This window comes from Pseudomonas sp. ES1 (genome assembly GCF_050586605.1).
Lineage (GTDB): Bacteria > Pseudomonadota > Gammaproteobacteria > Pseudomonadales > Pseudomonadaceae > Aquipseudomonas > Aquipseudomonas sichuanensis.
Genome location: NZ_JBOBDM010000080.1, coordinates 1 through 18,408, shown reverse-complemented (window position 1 = coordinate 18,408; position 18,408 = coordinate 1). Strand labels below are relative to the sequence as shown.

20 protein-coding genes and 1 pseudogene are annotated in these 18,408 nt (G+C 66.9%); 9 read left to right on the top strand and 12 right to left on the bottom strand.

The genetic code is table 11. The annotated features are described in order from the left end of the window. The first annotated feature begins 260 nt into the window (after positions 1 to 260). From ACQ4N9_RS24330 to ACQ4N9_RS24320, 3 genes are read left to right on the top strand one after another with little or no spacing between them, the layout of a single operon-like run. Complete coding sequence (locus ACQ4N9_RS24330) at positions 261 to 734, top strand: MarR family winged helix-turn-helix transcriptional regulator (RefSeq protein WP_390971341.1); 474 nt, start codon at positions 261 to 263, stop codon at positions 732 to 734. Positions 735 to 764: 30 nt separating this feature from the next. Next, positions 765 to 1,958, top strand: a complete 1,194-nt coding sequence (locus ACQ4N9_RS24325) for an HlyD family efflux transporter periplasmic adaptor subunit (RefSeq protein WP_390971343.1) — start codon at positions 765 to 767, stop codon at positions 1,956 to 1,958. Then, positions 1,955 to 3,490, top strand: coding sequence for a DHA2 family efflux MFS transporter permease subunit (locus tag ACQ4N9_RS24320; RefSeq protein WP_125463824.1), 1,536 nt, complete (start codon positions 1,955 to 1,957; stop codon positions 3,488 to 3,490). Before ACQ4N9_RS24325 ends, ACQ4N9_RS24320 begins: the two co-directional genes overlap by 4 nt. Positions 3,491 to 3,520: 30 nt before the next feature. Here ACQ4N9_RS24320 and ACQ4N9_RS24315 read toward each other — a convergent pair whose 3' ends face one another. From ACQ4N9_RS24315 to glcD, 4 genes are read right to left on the bottom strand one after another with little or no spacing between them, the layout of a single operon-like run. Next, positions 3,521 to 3,919 carry a heme-binding protein gene (locus ACQ4N9_RS24315; protein WP_232884072.1) on the bottom strand — a complete coding sequence of 133 codons (399 nt, stop codon included), beginning with the start codon at positions 3,917 to 3,919 and terminating at the stop codon, positions 3,521 to 3,523. Continuing rightward, positions 3,912 to 5,141, bottom strand: coding sequence for a glycolate oxidase subunit GlcF (gene glcF, locus ACQ4N9_RS24310; RefSeq protein ID WP_390971345.1), 1,230 nt, complete (start codon positions 5,139 to 5,141; stop codon positions 3,912 to 3,914). The genes ACQ4N9_RS24315 and glcF overlap by 8 nt, the downstream gene beginning before the upstream one ends. A gap of 9 nt (positions 5,142 to 5,150) precedes the next feature. Then, entirely contained in the window at positions 5,151 to 6,197 is a 1,047-nt protein-coding gene (gene glcE / locus ACQ4N9_RS24305) for a glycolate oxidase subunit GlcE (protein ID WP_390971346.1), read from the bottom strand. After that, the gene (gene glcD, locus ACQ4N9_RS24300; protein WP_390971348.1) at positions 6,197 to 7,696 is read right to left on the bottom strand and encodes a glycolate oxidase subunit GlcD; all 1,500 of its coding nucleotides are present in this window, start codon (positions 7,694 to 7,696) and stop codon (positions 6,197 to 6,199) included. Before glcD ends, glcE begins: the two co-directional genes overlap by 1 nt. A 188-nt stretch (positions 7,697 to 7,884) precedes the next feature. On the opposite strand from glcD, the gene ACQ4N9_RS24295 reads away from it, so the two are divergent. Next, the gene (locus ACQ4N9_RS24295; protein WP_390971350.1) at positions 7,885 to 8,343 is read left to right on the top strand and encodes a YbjN domain-containing protein; all 459 of its coding nucleotides are present in this window, start codon (positions 7,885 to 7,887) and stop codon (positions 8,341 to 8,343) included. A 71-nt stretch (positions 8,344 to 8,414) separates the two neighbouring features. On the opposite strand, the gene ACQ4N9_RS24290 is transcribed toward ACQ4N9_RS24295, so the two are convergent. Continuing rightward, complete coding sequence (locus tag ACQ4N9_RS24290; protein WP_125463830.1) at positions 8,415 to 9,026, bottom strand: LysE family translocator; 612 nt, start codon at positions 9,024 to 9,026, stop codon at positions 8,415 to 8,417. A gap of 101 nt (positions 9,027 to 9,127) precedes the next feature. Between ACQ4N9_RS24290 and ACQ4N9_RS24285 the strand changes: the two genes are divergently transcribed. Beyond that, the gene (locus ACQ4N9_RS24285) at positions 9,128 to 10,102 is read left to right on the top strand and encodes a GlxA family transcriptional regulator (RefSeq protein ID WP_390971352.1); all 975 of its coding nucleotides are present in this window, start codon (positions 9,128 to 9,130) and stop codon (positions 10,100 to 10,102) included. A gap of 446 nt (positions 10,103 to 10,548) precedes the next feature. Here ACQ4N9_RS24285 and ACQ4N9_RS24280 read toward each other — a convergent pair whose 3' ends face one another. Next, on the bottom strand, positions 10,549 to 11,142 hold the full coding sequence (locus ACQ4N9_RS24280) for a DUF4157 domain-containing protein (RefSeq protein ID WP_390971354.1): 594 nt from the start codon (positions 11,140 to 11,142) through the stop codon (positions 10,549 to 10,551). Then, complete coding sequence (locus ACQ4N9_RS24275; RefSeq protein ID WP_390971357.1) at positions 11,129 to 11,692, bottom strand: TetR/AcrR family transcriptional regulator; 564 nt, start codon at positions 11,690 to 11,692, stop codon at positions 11,129 to 11,131. The genes ACQ4N9_RS24280 and ACQ4N9_RS24275 overlap by 14 nt, the downstream gene beginning before the upstream one ends. An 89-nt stretch (positions 11,693 to 11,781) precedes the next feature. Between ACQ4N9_RS24275 and ACQ4N9_RS24270 the strand changes: the two genes are divergently transcribed. Together ACQ4N9_RS24270 and ACQ4N9_RS24265 are read left to right on the top strand one after the other, a co-directional pair. Then, positions 11,782 to 12,513, top strand: coding sequence for an SDR family oxidoreductase (locus ACQ4N9_RS24270; protein WP_347151773.1), 732 nt, complete (start codon positions 11,782 to 11,784; stop codon positions 12,511 to 12,513). 26 nt (positions 12,514 to 12,539) lie between these two features. Beyond that, the gene (locus tag ACQ4N9_RS24265) at positions 12,540 to 13,133 is read left to right on the top strand and encodes a 2-hydroxychromene-2-carboxylate isomerase (RefSeq protein ID WP_390971359.1); all 594 of its coding nucleotides are present in this window, start codon (positions 12,540 to 12,542) and stop codon (positions 13,131 to 13,133) included. Here the strand turns inward: ACQ4N9_RS24265 and ACQ4N9_RS24260 are convergent. The 5 genes from ACQ4N9_RS24260 to ACQ4N9_RS24240 form a co-directional block, all read right to left on the bottom strand. Then, a complete protein-coding gene (locus ACQ4N9_RS24260; RefSeq protein WP_390971361.1) occupies positions 13,130 to 13,411 on the bottom strand; it encodes a DUF7693 family protein in 282 nt (93 codons plus the stop codon). The genes ACQ4N9_RS24265 and ACQ4N9_RS24260 overlap by 4 nt on opposite strands. A 7-nt stretch (positions 13,412 to 13,418) precedes the next feature. Next, entirely contained in the window at positions 13,419 to 13,964 is a 546-nt protein-coding gene (locus tag ACQ4N9_RS24255) for a cupin domain-containing protein (protein ID WP_110995475.1), read from the bottom strand. Positions 13,965 to 14,043: 79 nt separating this feature from the next. Beyond that, positions 14,044 to 15,249: an MFS transporter gene (locus ACQ4N9_RS24250; protein WP_390971363.1), complete on the bottom strand. Its 1,206-nt coding sequence runs from the start codon at positions 15,247 to 15,249 to the stop codon at positions 14,044 to 14,046. An 85-nt stretch (positions 15,250 to 15,334) separates the two neighbouring features. Beyond that, a complete protein-coding gene (locus tag ACQ4N9_RS24245; protein WP_390971365.1) occupies positions 15,335 to 15,868 on the bottom strand; it encodes a cytochrome b in 534 nt (177 codons plus the stop codon). Further along, positions 15,865 to 16,911: a catalase family peroxidase gene (locus ACQ4N9_RS24240; RefSeq protein ID WP_390971367.1), complete on the bottom strand. Its 1,047-nt coding sequence runs from the start codon at positions 16,909 to 16,911 to the stop codon at positions 15,865 to 15,867. The genes ACQ4N9_RS24245 and ACQ4N9_RS24240 overlap by 4 nt, the downstream gene beginning before the upstream one ends. Positions 16,912 to 17,043: 132 nt before the next feature. On the opposite strand from ACQ4N9_RS24240, the gene ACQ4N9_RS24235 reads away from it, so the two are divergent. Together ACQ4N9_RS24235 and ACQ4N9_RS24230 are read left to right on the top strand one after the other, a co-directional pair. Next, a complete protein-coding gene (locus ACQ4N9_RS24235) occupies positions 17,044 to 17,562 on the top strand; it encodes a sigma-70 family RNA polymerase sigma factor (protein ID WP_125463840.1) in 519 nt (172 codons plus the stop codon). Then, positions 17,559 to 18,312 (top strand): annotated as a pseudogene (locus ACQ4N9_RS24230) (anti-sigma factor family protein). Before ACQ4N9_RS24235 ends, ACQ4N9_RS24230 begins: the two are co-directional and overlap by 4 nt. Positions 18,313 to 18,408 lie beyond the last annotated feature (96 nt).

Here is an 18,408-nt window from a genome sequence, read left to right as displayed (position 1 = left end):
TTTGCCTACTTTGGCCAAGACCAAAGTAGGCCGCCGTAAGGGCGGAAAGGTGACTAAAAGTCGCCATCGCCGCTGAATGCGCATACATCTACAAAAACCAACACCCTAAGCCCCGAACCCGAACCCGAACCCGAACCCGAACCCGAACCCGAACCCGAACCCGAACCCCAAAATGAAATTGTACTTAGCACCCTAATCAATGCTTTGACATTCCCTGCCTAGGCAGTAATATTTACACACAATTACCCGAGCACCCCCCGATGTCCCATTTCACCCCGGAAAACTTCCAGACCTGCGCCATCGGCATGCTGCTCGGTCGCGCCGCGATCCTCAAAGACCGCATCCTCGACTGGCACCTCGAAGCCCACGGCGTCACCGCCGCACAGTTCAAGGTGCTGATCATCGTCACCCAGTACCAGGTCGACACCCCGGCCGAGCTGTGCCGCTACCTGGGCCTGGACAGCGGCTCGATGACCCGCATGCTCGACCGCCTCGAGCAAAAAGGCCTGATCCTGCGCAACCGCTGCCCCGAAGACCGCCGCCAGGTGCGCCTGGCACTCAGCGCCGACGGCCAAAGCCTGGCCGACCGCCTGCCCCAGGTCGGCGCGGCGGCGATGAACGAACTGGTCGGCGTGCTGCAGCCCGAGGAGCTGAAAACCCTCGAAAACCTGCTCGCCAAGGTCCTGCTCAGCGCCGGCGACCCCCTGACGATCCGCCGCTTCGGCGATCGTTGATCCCTGTCACGCATTCTCCAAGGTATTGTCATGGCCAATCCCGCTGACACCTCCACCCCAGCTGCCGCGCCCGACAACACGCGTAAACGCAAGGCCTGGCTGCTCGGCCTGCTACTGCTGCTGATCCTCGCCGGGGCCGCCACCTGGGCCTGGTACAGCCTGGTCGGGCGCTGGCAGGAAAGCACCGACGACGCCTATGTAAGCGGCAACGTCGTTGAAATCACACCCCTGGTTACCGGCACCGTCACCAGCATCGGCGCCGATGACGGCGACCTGGTGCACGCAGGGCAAGTACTGCTGCAGTTCGACCCGGCCGACAGCGAAGTGGCCCTGCAGTCCGCCGAGGCCAAACTGGCGCGCAGCGTGCGCCAGGTGCGCGGCCTGTACAGCAACGTCGACGCGCTCAAGGCGCAAGTGGAAACCCGTCAGGCCGAGTTGCAGAAGGCTCAGCAAAACTACAACCGCCGCAAGGTACTGGCCGACAGCGGCGCCATCGCCCAGGAAGAGATCGCCCATGCCCGTGACGACCTGACCGTGGCCCAGGCTGCCGTCAACAGCGCGCGTCAGCAGCTCAACACCAGCACGGCGCTGGTCGACGACACCGTGGTCTCGTCGCACCCCGAAGTCATGGCCGCCGCCGCCGACCTGCGCCAGGCCTACCTCGACCACGCCCGCACCACCCTGGTGGCGCCGGTCACCGGCCATGTTGCCAAGCGCACCGTGCAACTGGGCCAGCGCCTGCAGCCGGGCACCGCGACCATGGCGGTGATCCCGCTGGACGAGGTGTGGATCGACGCCAACTTCAAGGAAACCCAACTGCGCGACATGCGCATCGGTCAGCCGGTGCAGATCACTGCCGACCTGTACGGCAGCGACGTGAAGTACAGCGGCAGCGTCGACAGCCTGGGCGCCGGTACCGGCAGCGCCTTCGCCCTGCTGCCAGCGCAGAACGCCACCGGCAACTGGATCAAGATCGTCCAGCGGGTACCGGTACGTATCCACCTGAACCCCGAGCAGTTGAAGGACCACCCGCTGCGCATCGGCTTGTCCACTGTCGTGGAAGTCGACCTGCACGACCAGAGCGGCCCGGCCCTGGCCCAGCAGCCACCGCAGCAGGCCAGCTACAGCACCCAGGTGTATGACCGCCAGTTGGTCGAGGCCGACAACCTGATCGCCCGGTTGATCCACGACAACAGCGCCAGCGGCAAGACAGCGCAGCGATGAGCCAGGCAGCCCCCGCGCAGTTCACCCCGCCGAGCCTGCTGCTGACCACCATCGGCCTGTCGCTGGCGACCTTCATGCAGGTGCTCGACACCACCATTGCCAACGTGGCGCTGCCGACCATCTCCGGCAACCTCGGCGTGAGTTACGAGCAGGGCACCTGGGTGATCACCTCGTTCGCGGTGAGCAACGCCATCGCCTTGCCGCTCACCGGCTGGCTCAGCCGGCGCTTCGGTGAAGTGAAGCTGTTCATCTGGGCTACCTTGCTGTTCGTGCTGGCATCGTTCCTCTGCGGCGTCGCCCAGTCGATGCCCGAGCTGGTCGGGTTTCGCGTGTTGCAGGGCGTGGTCGCCGGGCCCTTGTACCCGATGACCCAGACCTTGCTGATAGCCGTGTACCCGCCGGCCAAGCGCGGCATGGCCCTGGCTCTGCTGGCGATGGTCACGGTGGTGGCGCCGATAGCCGGGCCGATACTCGGCGGCTGGATCACCGACAGCTACAGCTGGCCCTGGATCTTCTTCATCAACATCCCGATCGGCCTGTTCGCCGCCGCGGTGGTGCGCCAGCAGATGCGCGCGCGGCCGGTGGTCACCAGCCGCCAGCCGATGGACTACATCGGCCTGCTGACCCTGATCGTCGGGGTCGGTGCGTTGCAGGTGGTGCTGGACAAGGGCAATGACCTGGACTGGTTCGAGTCCTCGTTCATCGTCATCGGCACGCTGATATCGGTGGTGTTCCTGGCGATCTTCATCATCTGGGAGCTCACCGACCGTCACCCGGTGGTCAACCTGCGGCTGTTCGTGCACCGTAACTTTCGCATCGGCACCATCGTGCTGGTGGGCGGCTACTCGGCCTTTTTCGGCATCAACCTGATCCTGCCGCAGTGGCTGCAGACGCAGATGGGCTACACCGCCACCTGGGCCGGCCTGGCGGTGGCGCCGATCGGCTTGCTGCCGGTGCTCATGTCGCCGTTCGTGGGTAAGTACGCGCACCGCTTCGACCTGCGCCTGCTGGCCGGCATCGCCTTCCTGGCCATCGGCACCAGTTGCTACATGCGCGCCGGCTTTACCAACGAAGTGGACTTCACCCATATCGCTCTGGTGCAGTTGTTCATGGGCATCGGCGTGGCACTGTTCTTCATGCCGACCCTGAGCATCCTGTTGTCGGACCTGCCGCCGCATCAGATCGCCGATGGCTCAGGCCTGGCCACTTTCCTGCGTACCTTGGGCGGCAGTTTTGCCGCGTCGCTGACGACCTGGATCTGGATCCGCCGCGCCGACCAGCACCACGCCTACCTGAGCGAGCACCTCAGTACCTTCGACCCGGCCACCCGCCACACCCTCGAGCAGTTGGGCGGGGCCAACCCGCAGAGCTATGCGCAGCTGGAGCAGATGCTCAACGGCCAGGCCTACATGATGTCGACGGTGGACTACTTCACCTTGCTGACCTGGGTGTTCGCCGGCTTGATCCTGCTGGTGTGGCTGGCCAAGCCACCCTTCACCGCCAAGGCCGGGCCGGCGTCGGCGGGGCATTGAGCCGCCAGGGCCGGGGCCGGGGCAGGGGCATCACAGCGCCTGTGCCCCAGCCTTGGCCACTTCGGCATCCTGCCCGGACTTGACCCCCGACACGCCGATCGCGCCGACCACCTGGCCCTCCACCCGCAGTGGCACGCCGCCTTCCAGGCTGGTCAGCAGCGGCGCGGTGACGAAGGCGGTGCGCCCGTCGTTGACCATCTGTTCGTAGTCGCGCGATTCCCGGCGGCCCAATGCTGCGGTGCGGGCTTTCTCCATGGCGATGTAGGCGCTGGCCGGGGCGCAGCCGTCCAGGCGCTCCAGGGCCAGCGGGTGGCCGCCGTCGTCGACCACGGCGATGGTCACCGGCCACTGCTGGGCCTGAGCGTGCTGGCGGGCGGCGGCGAGCAGCCGGGCGACGTCCGCCTGGTCGAGTACGGGTTTGCTATGCATGGGGTGCCTCCAGGGCGTCTTCGACAATTTCGATCCAGTGCCGTACCGGTGTGCGGCCGGCGCCGTCGAGGTGGAGCTGGCAGCCGATATTGGCGGTGGCGATGATCGCAGGTTTTCCACTTTCCAGGGCCGCCAGGCGGTTGTCGCGCAACTGGCGCGACAGCGCCGGCTGGGTCAGCGAGTAGGTGCCCGCCGAGCCGCAGCACAGGTGGCCGTCGGGCACGCTGGTGAGGTGGAAACCCAGCCGGGTCAGCAGGCCTTCCACGGCACCGCCGAGTTTGAGGGCGTGCTGCAAGGTACAGGGGCAATGGAAGGCCAGGCGCTGTTCGGTACACAGGCCCAACTGCTCCAGCGGCTCGGCCTGCAGCAGTTGCACCAGGTCGCGGGCCAGGGCGCTGACCCGGGCCGCTTTTGCGGCATAGCGCGCATCGTCCTTGAGCAGGTGGCCATAGTCGCGCACGAAGGCACCGCAGCCGCTGGCGGTTTGCACGATGGCTTCGGCGCCGGCTTCGATGGCCGGCCACCAGGCGTCGATGTTGTGCCGGGCGCGCTGCAGGCCTTGTGCCTGGGCATCCAGGTGATAGTCCACGGCGCCGCAGCAGCCAGCCTCACGGGCCGGCTCGACGCTGATGCCCAGACGGTCCAGCAGGCGTGCGGCGGCGGCGTTGGTATTGGGCGACAGTGCTTGCTGCACGCAGCCTTCGAGCAGCAGCACGCGGCGTGGGTGGCGGGGCGCCGGGCGCTGGCCGGCGTGGTGCACCTGGGCAGGCAACTTGGCCTTGAGGCCATTCGGCAGCAGCGGCCTGAGGGTTTGCCCGACCTTGGCCAGGGCCTTGAACGCGGCCGGGTGCGGCACCACGGCGCGCAAGCCCTCGCGCAACAGGCGCTGCCCCAGCGGGCGCGGCACCTGTTGTTCGACCACGGCGCGGCCAATGTCGAGCAGGTCGTGATACTTGACCCCGGAAGGGCAGGTGCTCTCGCAATTGCGGCAGCTCAGGCAGCGGTCCAGGTGCAGTTGGGTGCTGGCGGTCACCGGCTCGCCTTCGAGCACCTGCTTGATCAGGTAGATGCGCCCGCGCGGCCCGTCCAGCTCGTCGCCGAGCAATTGATAGGTGGGGCAGGTGGCCGTGCAGAAGCCGCAGTGCACGCAGGAGCGCAGGATGCTTTCGGCCTCTTCAGCGCGGGGCAACTGCTTGGCGGCATCGCTCAGGTGGGTTTGCATGGCGTGGCCTCACAGGTCCGGGTACAGGCGGCCAGGGTTGAAGATGCCCTGGGGGTCGAGTTGCCGTTTCAGTGCCTGGTGGTAGCGCATCAGCGCCGCCGGCAGCGGCGCCGTGCTGTCATCGCCGGGGGCATAGGCGGTGGCATGGCCGCCGACCTTGGCCACCTGCTCACGGATCACCTGCGCCGGCGCACTGGACGTGAGCCAGCGCTGCGCGCCGCCCCAGTCGATCAATTGCCGCCCCGGCAGGTCGAGCAGGGCGCAGGTACTGGGCACCGACAGGCGCCACAGCGGCGCCGGGTCGTCGAAGAAAGGCAGGCGCTGTTCGCGCAGGTCGCTCCACAACCGGTTGTCCACCGCGTCGCCACCCAGCCGCTCGCGGGCCGAACGCACCGAGCCTTCGCCACCCTCCAGGCGCAGGTACAGCGCTTCACCGTCATGGCAGGCCGCACTGATCGGCAGCGGCTGCTGGCCCCACTCGGCCAGTGCGGCCAAGGCCTGGCGGCTGTCCATCGGCAAACACAGGCTCAGGCATTGACGCGGCCGCGGCAGTACTTTCAGCGACACTTCGGTGAGCAGCCCCAGGCAGCCGAAGCTGCCGGCCAGCAAGCGCGACACATCGTAGCCGGCGACGTTCTTCATCACCTCGCCGCCAAAGCGCAGCAGCTTGCCGTGGCCGGTGATCAGCCGCGTGCCAAGCACGTAATCGCGCACCGCCCCGGCCCAGGGCCGCCGTGGCCCGGACAGCCCCGCCGCGACCATGCCGCCGAGCGTGGCCTCAGGGCCCAGGTGCGGCGGCTCGCAGGGCAGCATCTGCCCGGCCTGATCCAGTGCGGCTTCGATTTCGCAGAGCGGCGTGCCGGCGCGGGCGCTGAGCACCAGCTCGGTCGGGTCGTAGCTGACGATGCCGTGGTGGCCCCGGGTGTCGACGATTTCCCCGGCCACCGGGCGCCCGAGCATGGCCTTGCTGTTGCCGCCCTGGATACGCAGCGGTGTGCCCAGGTTCAGCGCCTGGTTGACCTGTTCCAGCAGGTCCTGGCTGATGTCGCGGCCCATCAGAAACGCTCCAGGTCAGGGAAGGGCAGTTGGCCGTGGTGCACGTGCAGCGCGCCGAATTCGGCGCAGCGCTGCAGGGTGGGGATGTTCTTGCCGGGGTTGAGCAGGCCTTGCGGGTCGAAGGCGGCTTTCACCCCATGGAACAAGGTGATTTCGTCGCTGTTGAACTGGGCACACATCTGGTTGATCTTCTCGCGGCCCACCCCGTGCTCGCCGGTGATGCTGCCGCCCACCGCCACGCACAGTTCGAGGATCTTGCCGCCGATGGCCTCGGCCCGCTCCAGCTCGCCGGGCAGGTTGGCGTCGAACAGAATCAGCGGGTGCATGTTGCCGTCGCCGGCGTGGAACACGTTGGCCACCCGCAGGCCGTACTGCGCCGACAACTCGCTGATGCCCTTGAGCACCCGGGGCAGCTCGCGGCGGGGGATGGTGCCGTCCATGCAGTAGTAGTCCGGCGAAATGCGCCCCACCGCCGGGAAGGCGTTCTTGCGCCCGGCCCAGAAGCGCACCCGTTCAGCTTCGTCGCAGGCCAGGCGCACGTCGCGGGCGCCGGCCTTGCGCAGCAACGCATCGACCCGCGCGCAATCGTCCTGCACGTCGGCCTCTACGCCGTCGAGTTCGCACAGCAGGATGGCTGCCGCGTCCACCGGGTAGCCGGCGTGGATGAAGTCCTCGGCGGCGCGGATTGCCAGGTTGTCCATCATCTCGAGGCCGCCGGGGATGATGCCGGCGGCGATGATGTCGGCCACCGCGCGGCCGGCGTCCTCGACATGATCGAAACTGGCCAGCAGCACCCGCGCCACCTGGGGCCTGGGCAGCAGCTTGACGGTCACCTCGGTGACGATGCCGAGCATGCCCTCCGAGCCGGTGAACAGCGCCAGCAGGTCGAAACCCGGGCTGTCCAGGGCATCACTGCCCAGTACCAGGCGCTCACCCTCGACCGTAAGAATGTCCACCTTGAGCAGGTTGTGCACGGTCAGGCCGTACTTGAGGCAGTGCACGCCACCGGCGTTTTCGGCGACGTTGCCGCCGATGGTGCAGGCAATCTGCGAGGACGGGTCGGGCGCGTAGTACAGCCCGAAGGGCGCCGCCGCCTGCGAGATCGCCAGGTTGCGCACCCCGGGCTGGACCCGGGCGAAGCGCCCTTGCGGATTGACTTCAAGGATGCGGTTGAAGCGCGCCATCACCAGCAGGATGCCCTGGCTCAACGGCAGCGCACCGCCGGACAGCCCGGTGCCGGCGCCGCGCGCCACTACCGGCACGCCACGCTGGTGGCACAGTTGCAGCAGGGCTTGCACTTGCTCCAGGCGCTCGGGCAGCACCACCAGCAGCGGCAGCGTGCGGTAGGCCGACAGGCCGTCGCATTCGTAGGGTTTGAGGTCTTCACTGCGGTGCAGGACCTCAAGGTCGGGCAGGGCATCGCGCAGGGCCTGTAGCAGCGCGGCTTTGTCCACGGCCGGCAGCGGGCCATCGATGTGCTCGTCGTAGAGGATGTTCATGCGGCTCACTCGGCGGATTCTTGTTGTTGTCCGGCACGTTTGGGATCAAGCAGCAAGCGTAGCGGCTGATGAGGGCGCAATTCGAAGAAATCACGCAAATCCCAGGCGTTCAGCTATACCAGACACAGTTCGATGCGGCGCAAGTACGCGCTTGGCAATGATTTATCGACACCACAAGGAGCAAGACCATGACTGAACAAGCCCTGATCGAAAGCGTGAACGTCGAAACCCTCACCAGCCTGCTGCAGGACGCCGGCCTGCGCGTCAACCGCAGCGAGCAGAACGGGCTGGTGCAACTGCTCAGCGCCAGCCAGGGGATCGGCTTTGCCGTGCGCCTGGGCAACCCAGGGGCGATCGAAGGGCAGTTCCTCGACTTCACCTTCAGCTGTGCTTTGCGCATCCAGGGTGAACTGCCCGAGGGCGTTGTGGAGCACTGGAGCACTTCACGGCGTTTTGCCCGCCTGTACCGGCAGGGCGAGTTCCTGGTGATGGAGCTTGATGTGCTGGTCAGTGACGGGGTCACTGCCAGGCACTTGCTCAACCACCTGCAGTTGTGGGATCGCCTGTTGCAGGAGTTCATTACCTACCTGCGCGATTTCAGCCGCCATGCCGCGCAAACCGAGCAGGTAGAAACCCAGAGCGCCTAGTGAAACGGCGTAATCCCTGACGGGCAACTGCGCGTTGAGAGGCGGCTCTCAACGCGCAGTTGCTGCTTGCTTCAACGCCCCAACGGCAGCGCCACACCGATCAGCGCGAACAGCCCGCCGCAGCACCTGTTGAAGCCCTTGCCGCCCTTGCTCAGCCACGGCCGAATGCGATAAGCCAGCCGCGCCAGCAGGTATTCGACCACGAACTCCACACTGGCGAAGGTCGCCGCCATCACCACGAACTGCAGCGCCAGGCCGCGTTGCGGGTCGATGAACTGTGGCAGGAAGGCGCCATAGAACAGCAGCACCTTGGGGTTGGCCATCGCCGACAGGAAGCCCTGACGGAACAACCCGGCATTGCCCAAGCGGGCGCTGCCCGCGTTGAGTTCCAGGTGCAGCGCCGGGGTGCGCCACAGTTGGATGCCCAGCCACACCAGGTAGGCGCCGCCGACCCATTTGAGCACCGTCAGCACCTGGGCCGAGGCCTGCAGCAGTGCGCTCAGGCCGAACATGGCCAGGGCAATCAGGGCACTGAAGCCGAACACCCCGCCGACGATGGTGAACAGCGTGCGCCGTGCGCCATACAAGGCGCCGTGGGTCAGCGCCAGCAGGCTATTGGGGCCTGGGGTCAGCGACAGGCCGATGCTGGCGAGCAGGTAGATGAGCCAGGTGTCGAGTGCCATGGGGTATGCCTTGTAGGTTTGCAGGGCGCCAGTGTAGGGCTGGACGGGTGGCTTTTAGGGGTATGATTCGGACATCTGACGGTAATATCTGGACATTCTGCATGACCCCTGACCTGCGCCTGCTGATCCTGCCCGTGCCGGAATTCGCCTTGCTGCCGTTTGGCGCCTTCCTCGACAAGCTGCGCTTCTCCGCCGACGACGAGGACTACAGCCGCCAGCGCTATTGCAGCTGGATCGTGCTGGGGCTGGACGCGGCACCCGTGGTATCCAGCAGTGGCGCAGTGGTGCAGGTCGAAGCCAGTGTCGAACAGGTGGTCTGGCGCGATTACGACTACCTGGTGCTGTTTGGCGGGCGCAGTGCGGGGGCCACGGTTGCGCTTGCCCCGCGTTATCGGGCCCTGTTGAAACAGGCGGTGAAGGCCGGGGTGAAGCTGGTGGGCGTCGACAATGGGGTGTTTCTGCTGGCCGCCTGCGGTGTGCTGGATGGGCACAAGGTGGTGGTGCACTGGCGCCACGAGGCCGAGTTTCGTGCTGCGTTCCCCAGGGTGCAGGTACTGACCGAGCAGCTGTATTGCATGGACGGCAGCCGTATCACCTGCGCGGGAGGGACTGCAGCCATTGACCTGGCAGTGGAACTGATCGCCCGCGCCAGTGGCCGGGCCCGAGCGCTCAAGGGCCTGGCCGACATGCTGGTGGACGAGAGTCGCGACAGCCGTCACGCCCTGCGCTCGCTGGAGGCAGGGCCGGGGCACGGGCGCCAGGTGCAGCGGGCCACTGCGTTGATGCGCCATCACCTGGCGTCGGGGCTTTCGATCGAGCAACTGGCGGCGCAGCTGGGCATCAGCCGGCGCCAGCTCGACCGCCAGTTCCAGGCCAGCCACGGCATGAGTGCCAAGGCCTGGTGGCTGGAATTGCGGCTGCAGCAGGCGCGCTGGCGGTTGGTCAACGGCAGCCACAGCCTGGCGCAGATTGCCGAGGAGGTGGGGCTGGGGGATGGGAGTTACCTGGGTAAGTGGGTGCGGCGGCGCTTTGGTTGCACGGCGTCGGCATTGCGCAGCAGTCGCGCATCGGATTAGCCACCGACTAATCAAGGCATGCACCAAGGCAGGCACCGGTACTTACATAGGAATAATTGGCCCGAAACAAACTGTGGGAGCGGGTTTACCCGCGAAGCGCCGCGCGGGCGGCGCTCGATCTCATAGGCGCTGCAAAAACAGCGGCAGGCACCTGGTGGCCTTCACTCAGTCTCCCGCCATGCACCTGGCGGCCATTACCGAATCCTGATTACTCAGGGCCACGGCGTGGTGCCCAAGGGCCTGTCCTGAAATCGCATGTGGGCCACCAGGTGTAGGGCGACAGATCTGCAGCGCTCTCAAGATCGAGCGCCGCCCGCGCGGCGCTTCGCGGGTAAACCCGCTCCCACAGTTTGTTTCGGGCCAATTATGCCTGTGAGGCCATGGTTGCCCGCCTTGGTGCATGGCGTGAGACATGTATGTGGCAGCGGTTTGACTGCACGAACAGGCTAACGCGCACCACCCGCCCCGCGCTCGCGCAACGCCTTGGCCACTTGCGCCTCGATGGCGTAGGCCGGCCCCTCCAGGTCATCGTAATTGCGGGTATAGCGCCGGGCGAATTCCTCCACCCCCAGCTCCTGGTACTGCTGCACGTGCTTGAGCTCGTGGGCCCACAGCGCCACGTTGTCCTCGGCATCGGCTGCGCGGCGGAAGATCACCGTGTCGATCAGGGTCACGGCGTTCACATCGGGGTTCTGCAGCATGGCGTTGGCAGCGCTGACCTGCTGCTCATCGCCTACCCGATAGCGCACCGTATCGAGCACGGCGAAGTCGTACCAGGTTTCGAGCTGGGCACGGATATGCAGCGGGATCGGCTGGGTGCCTCGGTTGGTGGCGTCATCGCGGGCCTGGCGCAGGGCGAACACCAGGCTGGCGGTGGCCATGCGCTCGACATCCTGCAGCACCTGGCCACCCTGGTTGGGGTCGAGCGGGGCGCAGAAGCACACCACCAGGCACACCTGGTATTGCCCTGTGGGGCAGCTTTGCTGGGCGGCGGCGGGGAGTGCAAGCAGCAGGCCGAGCAGGGCGCTAGCAATCTTCATCGAACACCTTGCCGACCAGCGTGCGGCTGGCCTCCAGCACCTGTTCCTGCACCTGTTCGCTGGCGAGCATGCGCCCGACCACCAGCGCGCCGACGCACTGGCTGAGCAGCGCCCAGGCCAATTGCGGGTCTTTTAGGGTGTCGCTCCAGGCCCGGTGCAGTTCCACCAGCCAGTGCTCGGCCTCCTCGCGCACCGGGCGTTCGGCACGGGCGATCTCCACGCCCAGTGGCGGCAGTGGGCAGCCACCTTCGGCGTTATGCAGGTGGGCGAGGGTCAGGTACTGCTCGAGCAGGCGCTTGAGCCGGGCGCGGTCGGGGCTGCGGTTGGCCTGGCGCGCCAGCGGGCTGTTGCACAGCTCGCGGCGGACCACCTCGGTAAACAGGTCGTCCTTGGACGGAAAATGGTTGTAGAACGCGCCGCCGGTCAGGCCGATGGCCTTCATCAACCCGGCCACGCCGGTGCTGGCGAAGCCGCCGCGCTTGGCCAGCGCGCCGCTGCTGGCCAGCAGTTTCTCGCGAGTCTGTTGCTTGTGTTCGGTGGAATAGCGCATGCACAGGACCTCGTTGCGCTGGCTTGACGGTGGCGTGATCGTAGCATAGCGTTCGTTTACTAAACGATCATTCATCAATGGAGAGGTCCATGGCAGAACAACAAAAGGTCGTGCTGGTGATCGGTGCAGGGGATGCCACCGGCGGCGAAATCGCCAAGCGCTTCGCCCGCGAGGGCTACACCGCCTGCGTGACCCGGCGCCAGGCCGAGAAGCTGCAGCCGTTGCTGGACGAGATCCGTGCCGCAGGCGGGCAGGCCCATGGCTTTGCTTCGGATGCGCGCAAGGAAGAAGAAGTGGCCGAACTGATCGAGACCATCGAGCGCGATATCGGCCCGATCGAGGCGTTTGTCTTCAATATCGGCGCCAATGTGCCTTGCAGCATCCTCGATGAGACACCGCGCAAGTACTTCAAGATCTGGGAGATGGCCTGCTTCGCCGGCTTCCTTACCGCGCAAGCGGTGGCACGGCGCATGGTCCAGCGTGAGCGGGGCACCATCCTGTTCACCGGTGCCACTGCCGGCACCCGCGGCGCCGCCGGCTTCGCGGCCTTCGCCGGGGCCAAGCATGGCCTGCGCGCCCTGGCCCAAAGCATGGCGCGGGAACTGGGGCCACGGAACATCCATGTCGCCCATGTGGTGGTTGATGGCGCCATCGACACCGCCTTCATCCGCGACAGCTTCCCCGAACGTTATGCGCTGAAGGACCAGGACGGCATCCTCGACCCTGCGCATATCGCCGACAGCTACTGGTTCCTGCACGCCCAGCCGCGTGATGCCTGGACCTTCGAGCTGGACCTGCGGCCGTGGATCGAACGCTGGTAACCCCACCCTGAAGAAAGGACTGCCGTATGAGCAAGACTGTTGAGTTCTATTTCGACCTGGGCAGCCCAGCCAGTTACCTGGCCTGGACCCAGCTCCCCGCACTGTGCGCGCGCCACGATGCGCAGCTGCTGTACCGACCGATGCTGCTGGGCGGGGTGTTCCAGGCCACCGGCAACGCTTCGCCGGCGATGGTGCCGGCCAAGGGGCGCTACATGTTCATCGACCTCAAGCGTTATGCCGACCGCTATGGCGTGGCATTTGGCCTGCCGCCAGGGTTTCCGGGCAACACCCTGAACCTGATGCGTGGGGTCATGGGCACGCAATTGCAGGCACCGGCTCGTTTCGAGGCGTTGCTCAAGGTGTTGTTCGAAGGCTGGTGGGGGCAGCAGCGCAACCTGTCGGACCCCGCCGTGCTGGCGGTGACGTTGCAGGAGGGCGGATTCGATCCTGAAGCGTTTCAGGTGCTGGCTGCGCAGGACGAGGTCAAGCAGGCCTTGAAGGAGGCCACCGGGCAAGCCGTGGCACGCGGTGTGTTCGGCGCGCCGACCTGCTTTGTCGGTGAGCAGATGTTCTTCGGCCAGGACCGCCTGGACTTCGTCGAGCAGGCCCTGGCGCGTTAGGCCAGCAGCTGTTCGATGCGCTGGCGTTCCCACAGGCTCAGGTGGTCGACGGGGTTGGTGCCGTAGCGGTGCCAATCCTCGAGCGCACCCTGGCGCCCGTCGGGGCTTGCGCACTGGCTGCAATGGGCCAGGCCTTCGTCGTCCAGGGCCAGGCTCAAGCGCCAGCCATCGATGCGCACGGCCACCTCTTCGGCGCGGGCGATGATCTCCAACGGCGCAACGCCGAGGGCGGCGTCGCGCAGGCACTGGTAGGCTTCACGGCTGCTGACCAGGGGCATCGCGCAATCAGAAGTTCGCTGGGGTGTTGGCGCTGATGATCTCGGCCTCGTCCGGGCCGATATTCTTGAAGCTGTGGGCGAGGGTGGTGGGGATGTAGTAGCCGTCGCCCGCGTTGAGGATGCTCACCTGGCCGTCGACCCACAGTTCCATGGTGCCGCGGGTGACCAGGCCGCACTCTTCGCCTTCGGCATGCACGATCGGCTCGCCGGAGTCGGCACCGGGGGCATACAGCTCGCGCAGCATGCGCATCTGCCGGCCTTCGACGCTGGCGCCGACCAGCAGCATGCGCAGGCCGTTGCGGCCCAGGTCGGGCTGTTCGCCGCCGCGGAACACGAAGCGTTCTTCGCGCACCGGCTCGTCGAAACTGAAAAATTCCGCCAGGGACATGGGGATGCCTTCGAGCAGTTTTTTCAGGGAACTGACCGAGGGGCTGACGCGGTTCTGTTCGATCTGCGAGATCGTCGAGTTGGTCAGGCCGCTGCGACGGGCCAGTTCCCGTTGCGAGAGGTTGTTGCGTTCACGCACCAGTTTGAGTCGTGTCCCCGTGTCCATAGCCGCCTTGTTTGCAGAGGTGTAAAAAATAATGGGCGACGCATTAAAACACACTCTGCCTGCTTGCGCGCTGTGCGTGTCAGTGGCGATTGTCGGCTGGCGTGGGCCATAGCCCGACCAGCAACAACAAGGCGGCCACGGCCAGGAACGGCAAGCGCGGATCGACGGCATACACCAGCGTGCCGGCCAAGGGCCCGATCACCGCGCCCATGCCCTGGGCGGCGCCGACGGAACCGGCGGTAGCACCCTGTTCCGAGGCGTGCATGGCATTGGCCGCCATGGCCGAGAAGGCCGGGAACACGAAACCCATGCCGAAGGCGGCAATGAAGAACGCCGCCCACAGCCAGGGCGCACTGGCGGCAAAAGACGCGGCGGCAAAGCCCAGCGCGGAAACGCTGGCGCCCACGCGGATCATCTTCAGCGGTGGCCATTCGAGCTGGCGCAGCAGCACCTGCGCCAGCATCAGCGCCACGCCCACGCTGGTCAGCGCCACACCGGCCGCCTGGGCGGCTTCGCCTGCGGCCAGTTGCAGGCGGTCGAGGGCGAAGAAACCAACGGTGATCTGCGACACGGTCACGCTGAGCATGGCGCTGAAGGCCACCAGCAGCGGCCGGCGCAGGCGTGGATCGGACAGCCGCACCGGGCTTGGCGCATGGCGCTGGGGCAGCGGCTGTGGCTTGAGCTTGAACAGCAGCACCACGAACGCCGTGGCCGGCAGTACCGACAGCACGTAGAACGGCAGGCTCAGGCTGTAGCGTGAAAGCAGTGCCGCCAAGGCCGGGCCGAGCACCAGGCCGACGGCGTTGGTGGCACCCAGCGAGGCCATGGCCCGGGCCCTGCGTTGCGGTTCGACATGGTCGGCGATCAGGGCATTGCCGGCCACTGGCAGCGCCGCGTAGAAGGCGCCGATCAGGCCGCGGGTCAGCATCAGGCCGATGAACGCCAGGGTGGCCCCAGGCAACCAGTGCAGGGCGCCGTCGATGAACAGGCACAGCAGCCAGTAGGCCAGGGTGAACCCGGCACTGCCCAACAACAGCACGCGGCGCCGGCCGAGGCGATCGGCGGCGCGGCCCCAGGGCCGGGCCAGCAGCACCCAGACCACGCCGGCCACGGTGACCGCCGCACCGGCCTGCCAGGTGGCCATGCCCAGCAGGCGGGCGATCGGGCCGATCAGGGCAACGAAGGCCATCATCGACAGGGTGCAGGCCATGTTGACCAGCAGCAGCGGGCGCAGGTCGAGGGTGCTGGCCGGGGTGAGGGTGGCAGGGTCCTTTGCGAGGTTCATGGGCAGTCCGGGGCAGTTCGGCGGAATAAATGCCGATGTTAGTAATAATTATTTACATCTGTCGACCCCGCGCGGCCGCCGGTGTTCATTCACCCCGGCGCAACGGGCCGGGCCACATGCTACGCAACACGCCGTCGCGGCGCACCAGGGCATGCATCAGCGCCGCGCCCAGGTGCACCAGCACGGTGACGAACAACAGGTAGCCGGCCCAACCGTGGGCCTGGCGCAGCACCGCGTACAGTTGCAGGTCGTGGGGAGCGATGGCTGGCAACTGCAGCGGGCGCGGATAGCCGCCCGCCGAAAGCATCGCCCAGCCCAGCAGCGGCATGGCCAGCATCAGGGCGTACAGCAGCAGGTGCGAGGCGCCGGCGGCCAGGCGTTGAATGGCGGGCAGGTCGCGCGGCAGCGGCGGGTGCGGCAGGCTCAGGCGCAGGCAGATACGCAGTATCACCAGCAACAGCAGGGCCAGGCCGGTGGCCTTGTGCAGTTCGACCATCATTGGGTGATGGGTGGACAGGTCGCTGACCATGCTCACGCCGATGAACAACATGGCCAGGATCAGCACCGCCATCAGCCAGTGCACCAGGCGGGCCAGGGGGTGGAAAGCGGCGGGGGTCATGGGTGGGCTCCTTCGCTCAGGGCTTCATGGCTGCGGCGGTTGAACGACACCGAGTAGGCCGCCGAGCGGGCGGCGAGGATCGGGTCGTCGGACGGTTCGATGCCGTGGGGCAGGATCAATGGGTCGAAGTTGAGGTCGCGGCAGGCACCCTGTTCGGGGCCGTCCACCTGCTCCAGTACCAGGGTGCCGGCGTCGATGCTGCTGCGCTCGCTGGGCCAGGGGCGGGCCGGGTCGTCCACCGGGTCGTCGGGCTCGGCCAGGGTCAGGCGCAGGGTCCAGCGCAACGGGCCTTGAGCCAGGCGCCGGGCGAGGTCGTGCTGGAGGAACTGCTTGTCATCGACCTGGGCGGGCAGGGCGGCGAACGGCGTCTGTGGCTCCAGCGTCCAGCGCACCGGGTGTTTGTTGCCGCGGGCGTCGATCAGGCGGAAGGCGTTGATGCTGTTGTAAGCGGTACTGGCAAAGCTGTCGCTGGCTTTGTAGCCCGCCGCCCATTGGCGGAACGCTGCGCTTTCCGGGTGGGCGGCAAAGAATGCCTGGAGCCTGGCCGGGTCGGGCTTGCCGGTGGCCGGAACCGGGGTGCTGGCCAGCACCTGGTCATAGAAGGCTTCGGGCGTGCTGACCGCCAGCACCGGCGGGTTGTTCATGCCGGTACGCCAGACCTGGCCGTCATCGCTGCTTAGTTCGATGGCCAGGCTGCGCACCGGCACCGCGGTGTCCGGGGCGAACGGGTTGGCGCCGCCGATGGCGAAGCGGCCGATCACCGGCACCTTCTGCTGGCTGAACACCCGGGCCGTGGAAAACGGCGCGGCCTGGCCGCTGCTTTGGAAGTAACCGCTGACGCACAGGCCCTTGGCGTGGTTTTTCCGGTAGCCGGGGTGATGGCCCGCCTGGGCTTCAAAGGTGTCGATGATGCGCTGGGGCGTGAGCCTGGCGGCGCCGATCCAGCCAGCGGCATAGGCGAAGCCCGCGCCGAGGGCAGCCAGGGTGACGCCAATGGCGGCCAAGCGCAGGGCTTTGGCGGGGCCGTGCAAGGGTGTGTTCATGGGGCGATCCGGTGGCGGTGAATGAGCCGGTACGACGGACGGCCCACTCTTTTATTCCAGATCCGGGAATAGATTTTCGCTTGCGCCGTCTGCCTCGTACACTGACTGCCCATTGGGGCCTGGAACCCGACCATGCACGACTTGGACGACCATCAATGGCGCGAGCTGCTGCAGCGCCTGCGCCGCTTCGCCCTGTGGCTGACCCGCGAAGCCAGCAGCGCCGACGACCTGGTCCAGGCCACGGTTGAACGCGCCCTCAGCCGGCGCGGCCAGCAGCGCGAGATGGACAGCCTGCGGCCCTGGCTGTTCACCATCCTTTACCGGCTGTTTCTCGACGGCAAACGCCGCGAACGCCTGCATGCGCGCTGGCTGGCCTGGTTCGGCCGCAGCCAGGCCGAGGAGCCGCTGGGCGGTGATACCGAGAGCATCGTGCTGGCCCAGGCCGACCTGCAGGCGTTCGCGCGGCTGTCGGCCGAGCAACGGGCGCTGCTGTTGCTGGTCAGCGTCGAGGGTTTGAGCTACAAGGAGGCCGCCGAAACCCTGGGTATCCCCATCGGCACGGTGATGTCGCGCCTGTCGCGCGCCCGCGCCGCCTTGCGTGAACTGACCGAGGGCAACCCGGCGCCAACGTCCCTGCGGAGACTCAAATGACCCGTCTGATCCCCACCGAGCATGAGCTGCATGCCTACATTGACGAACGCCTGACGCCTGAGCGCCGGGCGGAAGTGGCGGCCTGGCTGGCAGCCAACCCGCAGGAGGCAGCGCGGATCGAAGCCTGGCGCAACGATACTCGGCGGCTGCGGGCGGCTCTGGCGGGGTTTGCCGAGCGCCCCGTTGACCCTGAACTGGATCTTGCCCCGTTGCGCCGTCGCCTGCGCCAGCGTCGGCAGCGGCGGCTGGCCTCGGCGGCGGTGCTGGTGCTGGCGGTGGGGTTGGGTGGGCTGGGGGGGCTGGCAGGCGCGGGAGGCGACGTTGGTCGTTGCGGGGTTGCCCATGGCTGATGCGGTGCAGGCGCACCGGATGTTTGCCGAGGCGTCCACGCTCGATATTCAGGCGAGTGATCCGGGGCGGCTGCAGGCTTGGCTGGGGCGGCACTTCAATCGGGTGGGGCAGTTGCCTGATCTGAGTGGGTACGGCTTGCAGCCGGTGGGGGCGCGGCTGTTGAGCAACGAGGTGGGGCCGGCGGCGCTGCTGGTGTTCGAGGATGGCCAGGGGCAGCGGATCAGTCTGTTCTTGCGCTCGCCTGGTGAGCGGTTCGAGCGGATGCCCAGTGGGCAGCGTACCGATGGGGGGCTGGAGGCGCGGTATTGGTCCCATGGGGACTACAACTTTGCGTTGGTCAGTGCGGTGGATGATAGTCGGGGGGAGGCGTTGCGGCGGGCTTTGAATCTGAGTTTGTGAGTGAGTTGCTAGTTGCTAGTTGCTAGTTGCTAGTTGCTAGTTGTTGGTTGTTGGTTTTGGAAGTTGTATGCGCATTCATTTTTTGATGTCGACGCA